Below are 15180 nucleotides of genomic sequence, written 5' to 3'. Positions count from 1 at the left end.
GCGCTCATGGCAACCTTGTTGCTTACCAACATTGGACAGCTGACTACGGTTGACGCGAAGGGCCGCGTGCTGGAAGACGCGGCGGTGCTGATCGCGGACGGACTGGTCGCATGGATCGGCAACATGGCGCATGCACCTGCTGCAGGACACGGGATCGATTTGGGCGGCCGTGCGGTGCTGCCCGGTTGGGTTGATTCCCACAGCCACCTGATTTTCGGCGGCGACCGCGCCGAGGAGTTCGTAGCCCGCATGGCAGGCCAGTCCTATGCCGCTGGAGGCATCGCGGTCACCACATCGGCCACCGGGCAGCTCTCGGACAAGGAACTGGCCGACCTCGTGGCTGATCGCCGCCGTGAAGCTCTTGCGATGGGCACCACCTGGATGGAAACCAAGACCGGCTACGGCCTGGCACTGGAAGAAGAGACCCGGCATTCGGTGCTGGGCAAGCCGCTGGTCGATTCCCTGACTTTCCTTGGCGCACACCTGGTCCCGGCAGGATGGGATGCCGATGACTACACCGATTTGGTCACCGGCCCGATGCTGGATGCCGTGGCGGCCAACGTCGACTTCGTGGATGTCTTCTGCGAACGCGGCGCATTCACCGAAGAACAATCGCGCCGGGTCCTGGACGCCGCAAGGAACAAGGGACTGGCAACCAAGGTCCACGGAAACCAGCTGGGTCCAGGGCCGGGCGTGAAGCTGGCCGTAGAGTTCGGCAGCCACTCGGTAGACCACGTGAATTACCTGGACGAACAGGATCTCCATGCGCTCGCCGGAAGCTGGGCTGGCTGGGACACTGCAACAAGAACAGGGACTGCAGGCACCGTCGCCACCTGCTTGCCCGCCTGCGACCTGTCCACACGGCAACCGCTGGCCCCGGGCCGTGCACTGCTCGATGCAGGCGTGCGAATCGCACTGGCGAGCAACTGCAATCCGGGTACCAGCTACACGAGCAACATGAACTTCTGCGTGGCTACCGCAGTGCTCCAAATGGACCTGACCCTGGCTGAAGCCATCGAGGCGGCAACCTACGGAGGGGCGCTCGCGCTGGGCGTTGCCGACCAAGTGGGATCTATTGAGATCGGCAAGCGCGCGGATCTGCATGTTCTTGACGCGCCAGTTGCTGCGCATCTGGCGTACCGTCCTGGGATGAACTTGACCCACAGCGTGTATCGGGCCGGCAAAGCGATCTAGAGCTATGTGAGAGCCCATCCAAAATTTGTCTGGATCGCGCGCCCAGGGAAGGGGGATAGGGGCGGCAGGGATCCGGCCGCAAGGATTCTTCGGCCCCGGGCCGTGCTGCGGATTGAAGCAGTCCAAGCCGTAAGCAAAACTAGGACTCTGCATTCTGTCCGCCCGGTAGATCGAAGCGATGAGAAGCCTTCAATGCCTGCCCCTGCTGGCCACGCAGGTCCGCTACTCCCAATTCCCGACGACTGGTGGCGGCTTCTGGTGAGATCGAGGCACGCCTCCGTGCCTTCCCAGACCGGTAGCTTCCTAGCGCTGGGAAATGAGCGTCTCGTGCCCGGACCATGGGCAATTCTCCCCGCTTGGCTCAGCACAGTTCTGCATGGGGATGCCCACGGTCCCAATGTCACTGAGAATAAAAGAGCTTGCCGGCGGCTCGTGGAAACCGATGAAACCGCAGCTTCTCTTGCGAAGTCAGTTGGCTACGAAACAGCGGTCGCATTTAGGCAGCGATTCCAGGCCTTGAAAAGCTTGCCGCCTGTTGAATACCTGGCGGCGTTTCGCAAATAGCCACGAGGCTAGGAGGGCAGAATGAATATTCCATCTGGGCTCTCGAATCCTGAACGCTGTCCGGTGCGCGCGTACACGCTCACCGACCATTGGGAGCCAGAACGGTAGGGAGCTAAATGCCAGTCGGCGAATCGCTGCACGAGCTGCAGCGAGGTCCCTTCGCGAAGTTCGTCCTGGTCTTCCGGTCCGCCGTTGGCATGGCGGGTGGTTCCGACAACGAGTATGCCAGAGACGCTGAGCACCTGATCGGCTAAGTTGAAAACGCCTCGCAGTTCATCGCGAGAAATGAAAGCAGGCACATTACCGGTCAACAATATGGCGTCGTACGTCCTTGGCAGGTCATGCTCGTCCAATGAGCCCACGGCCAGCTGGTTCGCCGATAGCTGCCGGAACCAGCTGCCGTCGAATAGCTCTGCAGCTACATCCAGCACTTGGGGAGTGGGATCTATGCCGTAGCCACGGTGTCCCAAGTGGCGCAAGGCGTTGACGGTGTTGCCTACCCCGCAACCGATATCGAGAATTCGTGAATTGCGGCGGCAGAGCATGTCGGTGAAACGGGCAACTACTTCCAAATCAGTGCCGTCAAGGGTCTGAGCACGCATCTTCGCTGCGTATGAATCGTAGTCGGGGCCCATGTCCACAGTTTTGCATGGGAACGAGAGGTGAGCGACTTGTTTGCGCTAGTAGGCAGAAAATATAGCTCCGGATTAGGCATTCATGATAAACAGGACCTATGGCTAATACTGCTTTCAAGGGAACCCCTGTACAGACTATTGGTGATCTGCCGGCCGTTGGCTCGCAGGCTCCAGCTTTCACTCTCACCGACACCGGCCTTGCAGATGTCACCAGCGAATCGCTGGCTGGCCGTCGCGTTGTCCTGAACATCTTCCCGTCGGTTGATACCGGCGTTTGCGCTGCCAGCGTGCGTCGCTTCAACGAATTGGCTGCCGGCCTGGAGAACACGACCGTGGTGTGCGTTTCTGCTGACTTGCCATTCGCACTGGGACGCTTCTGCGGTGCCGAAGACATCGAGAACGTTACCGCTGCTTCGGTCTTCCGTTCCGACTTCGGTTCGGACTACGGTGTGACCCAGGTTGACGGTCCACTGGGTGGCTTGCTGGCCCGTTCGGTTGTTGTCCTGGATGAAGACGGCAAGGTTGTTTACAGCCAAATCGTCCCGGAGATCACCACCGAGCCGGACTACGATGCAGCCATCTCAGCACTGAACTAGATATTGTTTGCACCGGAAACGGTGCATGAAAGCCCGCTTGAAAATTTTTCAGGCGGGCTTTCTTTATGCCCAAGCCGGTAATCCCATCGGTCGATCAAGCCAAATCTCACGTGGCTTGTGGTGGGAACACATTTCGCCGAGGTTGATCATCAGTGGACCGGCTATCGGACGAGCAGAATCTGCATGCCTGGAACAACGCGGTAATTTCCTCGCTGACTAGTTAATTCCCATCAATAGTCGATTGCTGCCGCACTTTTGGGAGCGGTCTGCCACTGGCGGTAATTGGAGAATTTCTGGGCAGGCATTCTCAAGACGGGTTTCTCACCCTATACTCGAAATAGATTGTTTCTGACTGTTATCATCTAAAAATAATCATAAAACATCAATCCTGATCTGTCGGGCACTGCATGCCAAAAGGAGCAAACGCATGAGCGAGCGAACCGTGCTAGGCGCACATATGGAAGAAGAGCTGGTCTCGCAACCAGAGATGTGGCGTCGTGCAGTAGCGCAGCAACAGCGAGAAAACCTGTTGCCGGCCAAGGGCGCGAAGGTTGCCGTAGTGGGATGCGGGACATCATGGTTCATGGCTGAAGCCTATGCCGCGGCGAGAGAAGCAGCAGGCCACGGTGTGACTGATGCCTTCGCCGCATCTGAAGCGCGTATCGCTACGCGTGACTACGATGCCGTGGTTGCGATTACTCGTTCGGGCACCACCTCTGAAGTGCTCCAACTGCTGGCCGAACTCGATGACAGCATCCACACCGTAGGCATCATCGGGGACGTGGCCTCGCCCATAGTGGACAGGGTCGATGCCGTGATTCAGCTGCCTTATGCCGATGAGCAGTCCGTCGTCCAGACGCGTTTTGCTACCACTGCCCTGGCTTATTTGCTCTCCAGCGTGGGGGAAAAGCTGGATCACGCAATGACCCAAGCCGAAGCGCTGGTGAACTCGCCAACACCACAAGAATTAGTGGACGCAGAACAATTCACCTTCCTTGGACGGGGATTCTCCGTGGGCCTGGCCCATGAAGCCGCCTTGAAAATGAGAGAGGCTGTCCAAGGGTGGACCGAAGCCTACCCTGCAATGGACTACCGTCACGGGCCGATCGCCATTGCCGCGCCCAACCGAGTGACGTGGATGCTCGGCGAACAGCCCGAGGACCTGGATATCCAGGTGCGCAGCACTGGCGCCATCTACATCAATGAAGACCGTCACCCGTTGGCCGAGCTTGCCTACATTCACAGGGTCACCCTGGACCGGGCGCGTGCCCGGGGGATGGACCCGGACCACCCGCGCAACCTCACGCGCTCGGTGATTCTGGAAGGCTGAGTACTCAGCCATGTTAAAACGATATCTGCTCTTCGATGTCGGCGGCACCGACGTTAAAGCCGGGCTGGCCACAGAAGAAGGTGAAATTCTCCGGGTACTGCGAGAACCTACGCGCAAGGCATCCCCGCAGCTTGCCGCCCAGGTACTCGTTGACCAGTTGCTCGGGCTCGCAGCCAAGCTCCGTGAAGCGAATGACCAGCAGCCGGCGGCAGCGGGCCTGGTGGTCTGCGGATTGGTAGACCCGGTTGCCGAGATGGCAGTGTTCTCAGCGAACCTCGGCTGGCGCGATGTTCCGATGAAGCGGCTGGTCTCTGACGCGCTCGGACTGCCTGTGGGCTTCGGGCATGATGTGGCTTCGGCTGCCCGTGCAGAACTGGAGTTAGGAAGCGGCGCACACTACGACGCACTGCGGCGCAACAGCGCCATTTTGATCATAGGAACCGGGATTGCGTCGGCCTTGGTGGTCGACGGCCGTCTCTTGGAAGCTGGCGGGTACGCAGGGGAACTGGGGCATGCGCCGGTCCCCGGAGGCCTGCTCTGTGCTTGCGGTGCCACAGGCTGCCTGGAAACCCTCGCCTCGGCCGGTGCCATCGCACGAAGATACGAACAAGCCACGGGAACATCGGCCGGTGCCAAAGAAATCTTCGCCGCCCGGGCCGCTGGAGACGCCAAAGCGGCAACGATCATCGCGGAGGCCATTGAGGCTCTGAGCTTCACGCTGGCTCAACTATGCTCATCAACCGCGCCAGAAGGAATCATCATTGGCGGAGGTTTGGCTCAAGCCGGGCCATCGTTCTTTGCTGAGATAGAACAATCGCTAGAACGGCGATTATCTTTCCAACGCAGACCACGGATTGTTCCGGCGCGGCTTGGCGCGGAGGCAGGGTTGCAAGGTGCCTTGCTGCTCGCCCGCCAGTCAACACGTCCCGGGGCAGGGCGCCACCCATGATTCTTAGCTTCACGCCGAATCCGGCCATGGACGAAACCTACTTGACCCCGAATTTGAAGCTGGACTCCAGCCACAGGGTCACGCTGCAGCATCGCCAAGCAGGTGGCAAGGGGATCAACGTAGCCAAGGTACTGCACTCCCAGGGCATTGACGTCGAAGTCATATGTCCGCTGGGTGGCAGCCTTGGAGAGCAATTCGCTGTCGAATTAGGACAGCAGGGCATTGCGATCAATCCGGTTCGCACTTCTGTCCCCACCCGCCGCTCCATGGCTTTCCATGACGCGGAGTCCGACATGACGAGCATCTTCAACGAAACAGGTACCGCGCTGGCAACTGCCGAATGGTCGCGTATAGAAGACGAGTTCCAGGCCTTGCTATCGACAGCGAGCGCGGTGGCCATCTGCGGATCCTGGCCACCGGGAACTCCCAAGGAAACAATCAGCAGGATCATTGGCCACGCCACCGGCCAAGGACTGTGGACTGTGGTGGATACCAGCGGGCCAAACCTGCTGCTCGCTGCCAAATGCGGGGCAGTTCTCAAGCCCAACGATCATGAGCTGCGCGAGGCCACCGGTTGCGCCAGCATAGGTGGGGGAGCGCGGGAATTGCTGCGTCTTGGCGCCCCGGAAGTCTATGTCAGTGCCGGGGCCCAAGGGCTGTACCACTTCACCAGGGAAACACCGCTGGTCGCCCATGCCAAACTCAACCGAACGCTGTCCGGGAACCCAACTGGGGCAGGGGATTCGGCCGTGGCCGCTATCGCCTCGGGGTTTGTGCAGCTGCTGAACCGGGAAGCGATCTTGCGACGGGCTGTCGCCTGGTCCGCGGCTACGGTACTCATGCCAACTGCAGGGAGCCTGTCACCCCAGCACATCGAGCTGGCTAGAGACACCAACTACCGCATTATCCCTGCGAACGAACAAATCTAAGGAGCACGACCATGCCATTGGTTCCCACCAGCCAAATTATGGATCAGGCAGTAAAGCAACGCCGAGGCCAAGGAGCTTTTAATGTTATTCACCTCGAGACCGCCCAAGCCATAATCGGTGGTGCTGAGCAGGTCGGGTTGGCGGTGATCTTGCAGATTAGCGAGAATTGCGTGAAATACCACGGTGGACTCCACGCGATTGCCGCTGCAACACTGGCATTGGCCGAATCTGCCGAAGTCCCGGTGGCTGTGCATCTGGATCATGCCGAGGATGAATCGCTGGTATACCAGGCAATGGATCTGGGATTTGGATCGGTCATGTTCGACGGCGCCAAACTGCCCTTTGAGCAGAACGTTGCAGCCACCATACGAGTAGTGGAAGCCGCCCATCGCCAAGGGGTCTACGTCGAGGCAGAACTTGGAGAAATTGGCGGAAAGGACGGTGCCCACGCTCCTGGGGTACGCACCGACCCTGTCGAAGCACGGCATTTTCATTCTCTGACAGAGGTTGATGCCCTCGCCGTGGCCGTCGGTTCCTCGCACGCCATGCTTGAGCGATCTGCCAGCCTGGACTTGCCACTGATTGAGCAGCTTTCGTCAACGCTGGCCATACCAGTGGTGCTCCACGGGTCATCCGGGGTCCCCGACACTACGCTGGTCGAGGCGATTAACTCCGGCATGCGCAAGATTAATGTTTCCACGCACCTGAATGGATTCTTTACCCGTGCCGTGCGTGATTGGCTCGAAGCTAATCCTGGTGCCGTTGACTCACGCAAATATGTCGGCGCTGGCCGCGCAGCCTTGGCCTCAGAAGCGGCCCGCCTGCTCCGCCTCTTTGCCTTGCTTGAGCACTAAACTGGCAAAGAAGCATGCATTAATGATTACTTATGAGCTTTTTCGAACAAGTTAAATCTCTAAATATCAAAATTCTCTTGACCTGTGATCCGTAACACTTCATACTTTTTAGTGAATCTGACTTTTCTTGATTTATATCGGCAAGAAAAGTCACGAATTATTCACACTTGCATCGATGCAAAAGCATCACAGCGATGAGGAGCAACCATGAAACGTACGACGCGAACCGGGGTTCTCGCCCTTTCAACAGCCGCGGCATTGCTACTGACCAGTTGCGGTTTTTCTGATAATGGTGGCGGATCCGCGGATGCTTCAGGTGGCACTACGACCTTGAACATGCTCGTACCGACTTACTCGGATGGGACCAAGGGCCTCTGGGAAGGCGTAATCGCTGACTTCGAAGCCGAGCACGAGAACATTGACGTCAACCTCGAAGTCCAGTCTTGGGAAAACATCGAGGGTGTGCTGAAAACCAAGTTGCAGGGTGGACAAGCTCCTGACATCTACAACGGCGGAGCCTTCGCGGAGTTCGCTGCCGAGGGCCTGCTTGCACCGGCAAGTGACATTGCCTCGCAGGAAACCATCGATGATTTCCAAACGACTTTTGCGGACGCGGAGAAGTTCGAAGGCACCCAATTCGGTTTGCCATTGATCGCTTCGGCCCGGGCTTTGTTCTACAACAAGGCCCTGATGGAAGAAGCCGGCGTTGATGCCGTTCCTACCACCTGGGAAGAACTCCATGATGCATCGAAGCTGATCAGCGAGAAAACCAAGGCCGATGGTTACGGGATGCCCCTGGGCAGCGAGGAAGCCCAGGGCGAATCGCTGATCTGGTTCGCCGGAAACGGTGGCAGTTTCGGAGACTCGCAGAAGATCTCGGTGAATACGCCGCAAAACCTCGAAGCGGCCGAGTTCATGAAGAAGATGGTAGACGACGGTGTCACCCAGAATGATCCCGGTGCCACACAGCGTACCCCGATGCTCAACACGTTCGTCCAAGGCAAGCTCGGCTTCGCCTACGCGCTGCCGCAGACAATCGGGCAGATTGAGGACGAGAACCCGAAGCTGGACTACGGTGTGGCTGCCGTGCCGACGAAATCCGGTGAGCCTGCAACGCTGGGTGTTGCCGATCGCTTGATGTCCTTCAGGAATGACGGCAGCAAGTCTGCTGCCGTCAAAGAATTCATGGACTACTTCTTCTCCGCTGACGTCTACACCGATTGGGTGAGCACCGAAGGATTCTTGCCAACGACGAAGTCCGGCTCCGAGAAGATGGCTGGAGACGAAACACTCACGCCATTCCTGGACATGTTGCCTAACGCGGTCTTCTACCCGACGACAAACCCGGCATGGAACGCCACCGATGGTGCATTCAAGTCACTGATGGGCGAGTTGGGGACCGGCAAGTCTGCTCAGGAAGTACTCGGGAGCATCCAAGCCAAGGCCGACGCCGCAAGCTAGGAACTGCTACCGGAAGCATTCCACGGCAGGCCCGGCGTAACACCGCCGGGCCTGCCGTGCTGGACAACCGAGAATCTCCGGTCCCAGGGTTACCTGGCCGAACGCAACGAAAGCGAGCCGACTATGAGCTCCGTACTGCCAGCCACGAACCGGGCCCGGCGCACCCGCCGCCGAGGCACGGATTCCCAGACATTCTTGTCTTCTTTGCCATGGATTGGGCCGGCACTCTTGCTGATCCTGGCCATCGTGGTGTTCCCCGCCGGCTACATGATCTACAACTCGACCAGGAAGATCTCTTCGGTGGGAACCGATCTTGAATCGGCAGGCCTGGAGAACTTCGTGACCATCTTCCAAGACCCGGTCTTGCCCCGCGTTTTGCTCAACACCGTTCTCTGGGTGGTGTCGGTGGTGGTCATTACCGTGCTGCTGTCACTGGTCCTGGCCCAGTTCTTGAACAAACCCTTCCCTGGACGCACCATCGTCCGGATGGCGGTTATCGTCCCATGGGCCGCCTCAGTAGTCATGACCACCACAGTTTTCTACTACGGGCTGGATCCGAACTACGGCATCTTCAACCACTTCTTTGTTCAACTCGGCTTGATGGATGAAGGCTACGGATGGACCAAGAACGCCGTTCCCGCCATTGCCGTTTCGGTAGTTGTGGCCATCTTTGTTTCCATCCCTTTTACGACCTACACCCTGCTGGCCGGGTTGCAAGCAATCCCGCAAGAAACTTTGGAAGCAGCCCGCGTAGATGGAGCCGGTAGATGGAAAACCTACCTGTTGGTGATCATTCCCCAGCTGCGATCCGCGCTGGCCGTCTCGGTGCTGATCAACATCATCAACGTCTTCAATAACTTGCCGATATTGAAAGTGATGACCGGATCCATCCCCGGCAACAGCGCAGACACGCTGATGACCTACATCTTCAAGGTGCTGCAATTCGACCGCCGACTGGATCTGTCTTCGGCACTTTCGGTTGTGAATTTCGCAATCGTGCTGGTGATTGTGGCGATCTACGTGAAAACCGTCAAACCCATGCAGGAGATCTAGCCGTGGCATTTTTGGTAACCGAAGATCGAGCCGCGAAGAAGACTGTCATCGGCCGGATGGTTGTAGGCTTCGCGGTAGTCATTATCTTCCTCATTCCCTACGGCACGATGCTGATCGGGTCGCTGAAAACCCAATCCGAAATCCTGGCCATCCCGCCAAAATACCTGCCGCAGGATGGTGCGCAGTTTTCCAACTACATCACCATGTGGGACACCCCGGAAACTCCGGTGCCCTACAACTTGATCTCCACCATCGTGATCGCGGTTTTCGCCACCTTGCTGGTACTGCTGGTCGCGACCCCGGCCGCCTACTACACCGCCCGATTCAAGTTCCCGGGCAAGATGGTGTTCATGTTCTTGGTGATTGTCACGCAGATGCTGCAACCTGCCGTGCTCACCGCAGGTTTGTTCAAGCAGATGCTGGCTTGGAATCTGAACGACACTTGGCTGGCAATGATCCTGATCAATGCCGCCTTCAACTTGGCCTTCGCGGTATGGATCATGCACTCTTTCTTCGCAGGCGTACCACGCAGCATCGATGAAGCTGCGCAGATTGATGGGGCTGGAAAGCTGCGGGTGCTGTTCACCATCAACCTTCCACTGGTTTGGCCGGGTATTGTCACAGCAGTGATCTTCACTTTTGTTTCCTGCTGGAATGAATTCGCTGCCTCGCTGGTGATCCTCTCCACCGCCGAGAACCAGCCGTTGAGCGTCGCGTTGACCAAGTTCGTTGGCCAGTACTCCACTGCATGGCAATACGTTTTCGGAGTATCCATTGTGGCCATCGTTCCGGTGATCGTGCTCTTCGCATTGATCGAGAAGCGGCTGATCGGCGGCCTGGCTGCCGGTGCGGTGAAATAGCCGTGGGCACGGCGTTGCCGGCGCTGGAAATCGTGGCCACGTCTGGTGCATGCGCCCAACGGGCAACGCGGGCCGGAGCCGATCGGCTCGAAGCCTGCCAAGCGCTGGAACTAGGCGGGCTCACGCCAAACCCGGAAGCGCTCGAACAGATCCATGAGCATCGGCCTCCACGAGGGGTGCACGCACTGCTGCGCAGCCGTCCGGGAAATTTCCGCTACACCACCGAGGAAGCCGCGCTCATGGAGAGGCAAGCTGCACGTCTTGCTGCCGCGGGGGTAGACGGGATAGTGCTCGGTGCGCTGGATCCACGCGGGGCACTGGACTTGGCCATGATGCGGCACTGGGCCGAGGCCGCCCTGGCGGTGAACCAGAGGCTGGAAATCACGGTGCACCGGGCCATCGATGCCAGCCGAGACCCAATAGGGGAACTTGCCAGGCTTCTGGAGTTCCCGGCTCACCGAGTGCTCAGCAGCGGCGGGAGAAGAACCGTTGACCAGGGCATGGCCACGATCGAGGCCATGGTTCAAGCCGCCGGCAGCCGGATCGAGATCATGTGCGGTGGCGGGCTGCAGGCAACAGATATTGAATCCGTACGCAGACTGGGAGTCGCAGCCGTTCATTCTTCTGCCAAGACCCGCTATGCCGATACCATCGAAGTATCTGAGCAACAGGTGCGCCAACTGCGCTGCACGCTTGATGAACTGGAAAATTAAGGAGCGCGCACGATGAAACGCGAGGAACGGCAGAACCAGATCCTCGATCTGCTGGCCAGCCGCGGCCAGATCGATGTAGAGGAAGTCGTCAAGCAACTGGGTACCAGCCCGGCCACGGCGCGCCGGGACCTGGACGCATTGGCTGCCGCATCACTGCTTACCCGCACTCACGGAGGTGCGGTCTCCAACTCGGTGGCCTACGACCTGCCTTCCCGCTACCAGCGCGATAGCAACGACCGCGCGAAGGCGCAAATCGCGAAGCTGGCAGCCGACATGGTCTCGCAGAATATGGTCATCGGATTATCCGGGGGAACCACCACCAAGGCGATCGCCAGCGAACTGAGCCTGCGCCAAGACCTGGTGGGTGAACCGGGCCGGGTCACGTTGACCGTGGTCACCAACGCGGTGAACATTGCCTCGATGCTGGCCGTCCGCCCGCATATCCGGGTGATGGTTACTGGCGGCGTGCTCAACGACCGTTCTTACGAGCTGGTTGGTCCAATGGCGCAGTCCTCTCTGGCAAAGATCACCATTGACTTGGCTTTTGTCGGAATCAACGGGTTGGATCCCGAAGTCGGTCCGATGGTCAGCGATGAAATGGAAGCGGCAGTCAATGAGCAAATGATCCGGCAATCGAGCAGCAGCTACCTGGTGGCCGATTCATCGAAGATCGGCAGGCGCTCGTTTGTCATCTTGGATCGTCAGAACCTGACCGGCATCATCACGGACAACGACGCCACAAGCGAGCAACTGGGTGCCTTGGCCAAGGCCGGCATGCGTGCAGCCATGGACGTGGCGGAATATCGGCCCGAGGAGAAATCCTAGCTGCGCTGGAACTGCCCACCGAGCTGCTGGTCCGGTCGGCGTTTGTGCTTGCGGAACCAGCGGATGCCAAGCACTATCTTTTCCGATGGCCTGCGCTGGTCCTGTCAAAGCAACGCGCGCAACAAGCAGGGCCGGCCGCACAGGTCAAAGCGAGGAGCCCAGGTTTTCAAGCAACGCCCGGCTTCGCGCGAGGAAGAGCTGTTCACGATTGCTATTGGGAGCCACGGAGTTGAATACCCCGGCGAGCATCACCGCAGCATCCAGCCTCAGCACAGTCCACGCTGCCGAAGTGTCGTCGAAACTGCCGCCATTTCCGGTGTATGCAGTACGCAAGCGCTCGTTGTCCAAACCGTTTTCGGCAATGGCAGCGTATTCCTCGATGCGTGCCAGTTCCATCTCCGGGGCAGCGCAGAGGGCATTACTCCAATCGAATATGGCCAGGGGCATTCCAGCCAGAACACGAACGTTCTGCCTACGGATATCCAGATGCAACAGCCTGCGCCGGTGCAAGGATCTTTCGAGAAGAGCACGCAACACGTCGGCCGATGGCAAGGCTGGCATCGAATGCTGGCGGGCTAGCTTCGCGTAGCGGTCAGCGATGCGCTGGGCAACCGTCGCATAAATTGTGCCGGCCTGGCTGCCTTCCTCGTCGAGAGCGAGCGGCGGAAGTTCGTGCAAAGAAGCCAGCAACGAGCCCAATGCGTGAGCGTCCACTGGTGAGCCGTCATCTTCGATGACTTCGGTGATCAACACCGGGTACCCATCTTGATCTACGAGATCAATTGCCCGTGCGCTGGGCAACCCATGTTGTTGAGCCCAGATGCTGCAGTTCAATTCCTTGATCTGAAGGCTGCTGGCCGGAATCTGCGGATTGTTGCTGGTGTTGTAGACCCGCATTCGAGGGATGCGGTAGCCCTCGTAGCGGGTCCCGCGCAGCGAGCTGTAGAAAAGGAATTCGGTGCCTTCCCCGGTTAGTGCCAGCTCGCGTGCGCCACGGCGGGCGGCTAGCCTGGCAGCGACCTGATGGGGCTCGAGAATATGCGTCCTAGCCATTGATTGACTGCGCGGCGGTGAGGATGCGCGGACCAATCTTGCGCATGAGCTTGCCCATTTTCGGGTTGTCGGTGCGCGAGAGCGTATCCGATAGCCGTTCAAGACTCATCAGGCCCAACCAGATTTTGGCCCGGTATGCTTCCTCTGCGCTGGGAGCAATCAAATCCGCCATTTCCAATCCATGCCACAGGCTCAGGTAAGCGGTGTTCAAAGCCGGGTCCCACGCAGCGGCCAGGTCCCAATCCAAGATGCCAACCAGTTTCTCGCCGATCCAGTGCATGTTGTGGCCGGCCAAGTCGCCATGGACCAAGCCCGCAGGAACCTGCGCCAGGATATCGAGCTGGGCCCAGAGCTCGGTAGCAGGCCCTCGCAGTTCCTCGGGCAGCGCATCGAAGCATTGCTGCTGCCTGGCCTGGGTCCATTCGCCACGGAATGAAAACGGTTTGGCCAGATGCTCGCTGATCGGCTCCAGCGGCAGCTCGGCCAAATCCTTGACCAGCTGTCCCAGCACCTTCGGATCCCCGTAATGCGGTTCATGGGCGCTGCCGGGGATGAAAGACATGGCCACGGAGCTGAGTCCGTCGACGTGCAGGATCTCGGAGACCGCCACCGGAATCTGGTAGTTGAGCTGGCCCTCCAGCAAAGACAGCAGCTTGACGGAACGGGGCATCTGCTCCGTGGCCGCTGGCGTGCGCGTCATGCGAATCACCGCTTGCGGATTGCCAATGACCACCTTGTGGAATTGTCCGCCTTCGTTCACGGCCGCATCTTCCCAGGAAAGATCGGGGCAGAGCTGACGGGCAATCTGCAGTTCTCCAATGGTGGCAGGACGGCTCACTCGCACTCTTCTCGTTCAGCTTGCTGGTGGTCTCAACCTCAGGCTATCGCAGGTTTGCCACGTGGCTGCTCAGTACGCGCACAGCCAGATCAGCCTATGATCGGAAACGTGAACGCTGAACAATCTAAGCAGACAGCAACCCGCAAGACCCTCAAATTCGAGATCGTCTTGGTTCTTGCCCTGTCCTTGGGACAAAGCGCGGTCTACTCGCTGCTGAGCTTTGCCGACAAGGTCACCCGGGCGCCGCTGCGCGAGCAGACTACATCGCTGAACAACCCGCTGAGCACCCGCGAGTTCTTTGATTTCTCCTACCAGCTGCTGGACATCTTCTTTGCCTTGGTACCCGTCGTGCTGGCGCTCTACCTGATGAAGCGCACGACTGGACGAACTATCCGGGACATCGGTTTCGATATGCGCAAGCCGGGCAAGGACGCACTGCTCGGGGCGGGGATGTTCTTGGCCATGGGAGTAGGAACGCTGGGCGTCTATGCCGCTGGGCGGGCACTGGGCGTCACCACGGCACTGTCAGCAGCGAATCTTGGCGATTATTGGTGGAGCGTCCCAGTGCTTCTGCTGTCGGCTGCACGTCATGCAGTCCTCGAAGAAGTGCTGATGCTCGGATTCCTGTTAACCTACGCCAAGAAATTGAAGCTGGGCCTGTGGAGCACCATTATTGGTTCTGCGATGATCCGAGGCAGCTACCACCTGTACCAGGGGGTGGGGCCGATGATCGGCAATATGCTCATGGGCGTCGTCTTCGGCTGGGTATACCAGAAATACGGGCGGGTGATGCCGCTGGTTATCGCGCACTTCCTGCTCGATGCCATCGGCTTCGTGGGATACGCCTTGGTCGGGCCGGCCATCGGAATCGGCCAGTAGCGCCGGTAAGCTGAGCCAATGCAGATTACCGTGCTGCGCGAAGAGGACCTTCGCCAAGCAGTTGAATTGTGGGAAGCAACCGGGCTGGCTCGTCCGTGGAATGATGCGCTCGCCGACGCCCGACGGGCTTTGGCCGAGCCTGCTTCCACGGTGCTGGCCATCGTTGAGAACGATCAACTCATGGCTACTGCGATGGTTGGCCATGATGGCCACCGAGGTTGGCTCTACTATGTTGCGGTGGATCCGTGCCGGCAGGGCAACGGCCTGGGAAGGGAGCTGGTGGATGCCGCTGTCCTGTGGCTGCGGGATCGCGGCGTGCCCAAGGTGCAGCTCATGGTCCGCGAGGAGAACTCTGCCGTCATCGATTTCTATGAACGGCTGGGCTTCGAAGACCAGCACGTCGTGGTGCTGGGGAAGCGCCTGGACCGGCCTTGACGAAAAGAAAGT

General features: G+C 59.0%; 16 protein-coding genes. 13 read left to right on the top strand and 3 right to left on the bottom strand.

Translation table 11 applies throughout. From position 1 onward, the window contains the following. Positions 1-6: 6 nt before the first annotated feature. Entirely contained in the window at positions 7-1194 is a 1188-nt protein-coding gene (hutI, locus tag ACFVHU_RS09320; protein WP_388024046.1) for an imidazolonepropionase, read from the top strand. A gap of 572 nt (positions 1195-1766) precedes the next feature. On the opposite strand, the gene ACFVHU_RS09315 is transcribed toward hutI, so the two are convergent. Continuing rightward, entirely contained in the window at positions 1767-2393 is a 627-nt protein-coding gene (locus ACFVHU_RS09315; RefSeq protein WP_388024044.1) for a class I SAM-dependent methyltransferase, read from the bottom strand. 98 nt (positions 2394-2491) lie between these two features. Here ACFVHU_RS09315 and tpx point away from each other — a divergent pair, with 98 nt between their 5' ends. The 10 genes from tpx (at position 2492) to ACFVHU_RS09265 (ending at position 11963) form a co-directional block, all read left to right on the top strand. Then, the gene (tpx, locus tag ACFVHU_RS09310; protein ID WP_105661770.1) at positions 2492-2989 is read left to right on the top strand and encodes a thiol peroxidase; all 498 of its coding nucleotides are present in this window, start codon (positions 2492-2494) and stop codon (positions 2987-2989) included. A 427-nt stretch (positions 2990-3416) separates the two neighbouring features. Further along, positions 3417-4319, top strand: a complete 903-nt coding sequence (locus ACFVHU_RS09305) for an SIS domain-containing protein (protein WP_105657184.1) — start codon at positions 3417-3419, stop codon at positions 4317-4319. 10 nt (positions 4320-4329) lie between these two features. Then, complete coding sequence (locus ACFVHU_RS09300) at positions 4330-5268, top strand: ROK family protein (RefSeq protein ID WP_388024042.1); 939 nt, start codon at positions 4330-4332, stop codon at positions 5266-5268. A 26-nt stretch (positions 5269-5294) separates the two neighbouring features. Continuing rightward, complete coding sequence (locus ACFVHU_RS09295; protein WP_388024040.1) at positions 5295-6197, top strand: 1-phosphofructokinase family hexose kinase; 903 nt, start codon at positions 5295-5297, stop codon at positions 6195-6197. An 11-nt stretch (positions 6198-6208) separates the two neighbouring features. Beyond that, entirely contained in the window at positions 6209-7051 is an 843-nt protein-coding gene (locus ACFVHU_RS09290; RefSeq protein ID WP_388024038.1) for a ketose-bisphosphate aldolase, read from the top strand. Positions 7052-7258: 207 nt separating this feature from the next. Beyond that, positions 7259-8512 carry an extracellular solute-binding protein gene (locus tag ACFVHU_RS09285; RefSeq protein ID WP_388024036.1) on the top strand — a complete coding sequence of 418 codons (1254 nt, stop codon included), beginning with the start codon at positions 7259-7261 and terminating at the stop codon, positions 8510-8512. A gap of 123 nt (positions 8513-8635) precedes the next feature. Then, a complete protein-coding gene (locus ACFVHU_RS09280; protein ID WP_388024034.1) occupies positions 8636-9565 on the top strand; it encodes a carbohydrate ABC transporter permease in 930 nt (309 codons plus the stop codon). 2 nt (positions 9566-9567) lie between these two features. Continuing rightward, the gene (locus tag ACFVHU_RS09275; protein WP_388024032.1) at positions 9568-10425 is read left to right on the top strand and encodes a carbohydrate ABC transporter permease; all 858 of its coding nucleotides are present in this window, start codon (positions 9568-9570) and stop codon (positions 10423-10425) included. Between the two features lie 2 nt (positions 10426-10427). After that, positions 10428-11138, top strand: coding sequence for a copper homeostasis protein CutC (locus tag ACFVHU_RS09270; protein WP_388024031.1), 711 nt, complete (start codon positions 10428-10430; stop codon positions 11136-11138). 12 nt (positions 11139-11150) lie between these two features. Then, a complete protein-coding gene (locus tag ACFVHU_RS09265) occupies positions 11151-11963 on the top strand; it encodes a DeoR/GlpR family DNA-binding transcription regulator (RefSeq protein ID WP_105657191.1) in 813 nt (270 codons plus the stop codon). Between the two features lie 144 nt (positions 11964-12107). Here the strand turns inward: ACFVHU_RS09265 and ACFVHU_RS09260 are convergent, their stop codons facing one another. Then, complete coding sequence (locus tag ACFVHU_RS09260; RefSeq protein WP_388024030.1) at positions 12108-13016, bottom strand: phosphotransferase family protein; 909 nt, start codon at positions 13014-13016, stop codon at positions 12108-12110. Beyond that, entirely contained in the window at positions 13009-13854 is an 846-nt protein-coding gene (locus ACFVHU_RS09255; RefSeq protein WP_388024029.1) for a phosphotransferase family protein, read from the bottom strand. Before ACFVHU_RS09255 ends, ACFVHU_RS09260 begins: the two co-directional genes overlap by 8 nt. Positions 13855-13950: 96 nt before the next feature. Here ACFVHU_RS09255 and ACFVHU_RS09250 point away from each other — a divergent pair, with 96 nt between their 5' ends. Further along, complete coding sequence (locus tag ACFVHU_RS09250) at positions 13951-14733, top strand: CPBP family intramembrane glutamic endopeptidase (RefSeq protein ID WP_388024027.1); 783 nt, start codon at positions 13951-13953, stop codon at positions 14731-14733. A gap of 18 nt (positions 14734-14751) precedes the next feature. Then, complete coding sequence (locus ACFVHU_RS09245; protein ID WP_388024026.1) at positions 14752-15168, top strand: GNAT family acetyltransferase; 417 nt, start codon at positions 14752-14754, stop codon at positions 15166-15168. The last annotated feature ends 12 nt before the right edge of the window (positions 15169-15180 follow it).

The organism is Glutamicibacter sp. NPDC127525 (assembly GCF_042672105.1).
Classification (GTDB): Bacteria; Actinomycetota; Actinomycetes; order Actinomycetales; family Micrococcaceae; genus Glutamicibacter.
This window is presented reverse-complemented; position numbering and strand designations above follow the sequence as displayed.

Coding starts and splice junctions, on each gene's coding strand:
- ACFVHU_RS09290 (WP_388024038.1), top strand. CDS start 6,209: ATGCCATTGGTTCCCACCAGCCAAATTATGGATCAGGCAGTAAAGCAA.
- ACFVHU_RS09295 (WP_388024040.1), top strand. CDS start 5,295: ATGGACGAAACCTACTTGACCCCGAATTTGAAGCTGGACTCCAGCCAC.
- ACFVHU_RS09245 (WP_388024026.1), top strand. CDS start 14,752: ATGCAGATTACCGTGCTGCGCGAAGAGGACCTTCGCCAAGCAGTTGAA.
- ACFVHU_RS09305 (WP_105657184.1), top strand. CDS start 3,417: ATGAGCGAGCGAACCGTGCTAGGCGCACATATGGAAGAAGAGCTGGTC.
- ACFVHU_RS09315 (WP_388024044.1), bottom strand. CDS start 2,393: ATGGGCCCCGACTACGATTCATACGCAGCGAAGATGCGTGCTCAGACC.
- tpx (WP_105661770.1), top strand. CDS start 2,492: ATGGCTAATACTGCTTTCAAGGGAACCCCTGTACAGACTATTGGTGAT.
- ACFVHU_RS09285 (WP_388024036.1), top strand. CDS start 7,259: ATGAAACGTACGACGCGAACCGGGGTTCTCGCCCTTTCAACAGCCGCG.
- ACFVHU_RS09280 (WP_388024034.1), top strand. CDS start 8,636: ATGAGCTCCGTACTGCCAGCCACGAACCGGGCCCGGCGCACCCGCCGC.
- ACFVHU_RS09300 (WP_388024042.1), top strand. CDS start 4,330: ATGTTAAAACGATATCTGCTCTTCGATGTCGGCGGCACCGACGTTAAA.
- ACFVHU_RS09260 (WP_388024030.1), bottom strand. CDS start 13,016: ATGGCTAGGACGCATATTCTCGAGCCCCATCAGGTCGCTGCCAGGCTA.
- ACFVHU_RS09265 (WP_105657191.1), top strand. CDS start 11,151: ATGAAACGCGAGGAACGGCAGAACCAGATCCTCGATCTGCTGGCCAGC.
- ACFVHU_RS09250 (WP_388024027.1), top strand. CDS start 13,951: ATGATCGGAAACGTGAACGCTGAACAATCTAAGCAGACAGCAACCCGC.
- hutI (WP_388024046.1), top strand. CDS start 7: ATGGCAACCTTGTTGCTTACCAACATTGGACAGCTGACTACGGTTGAC.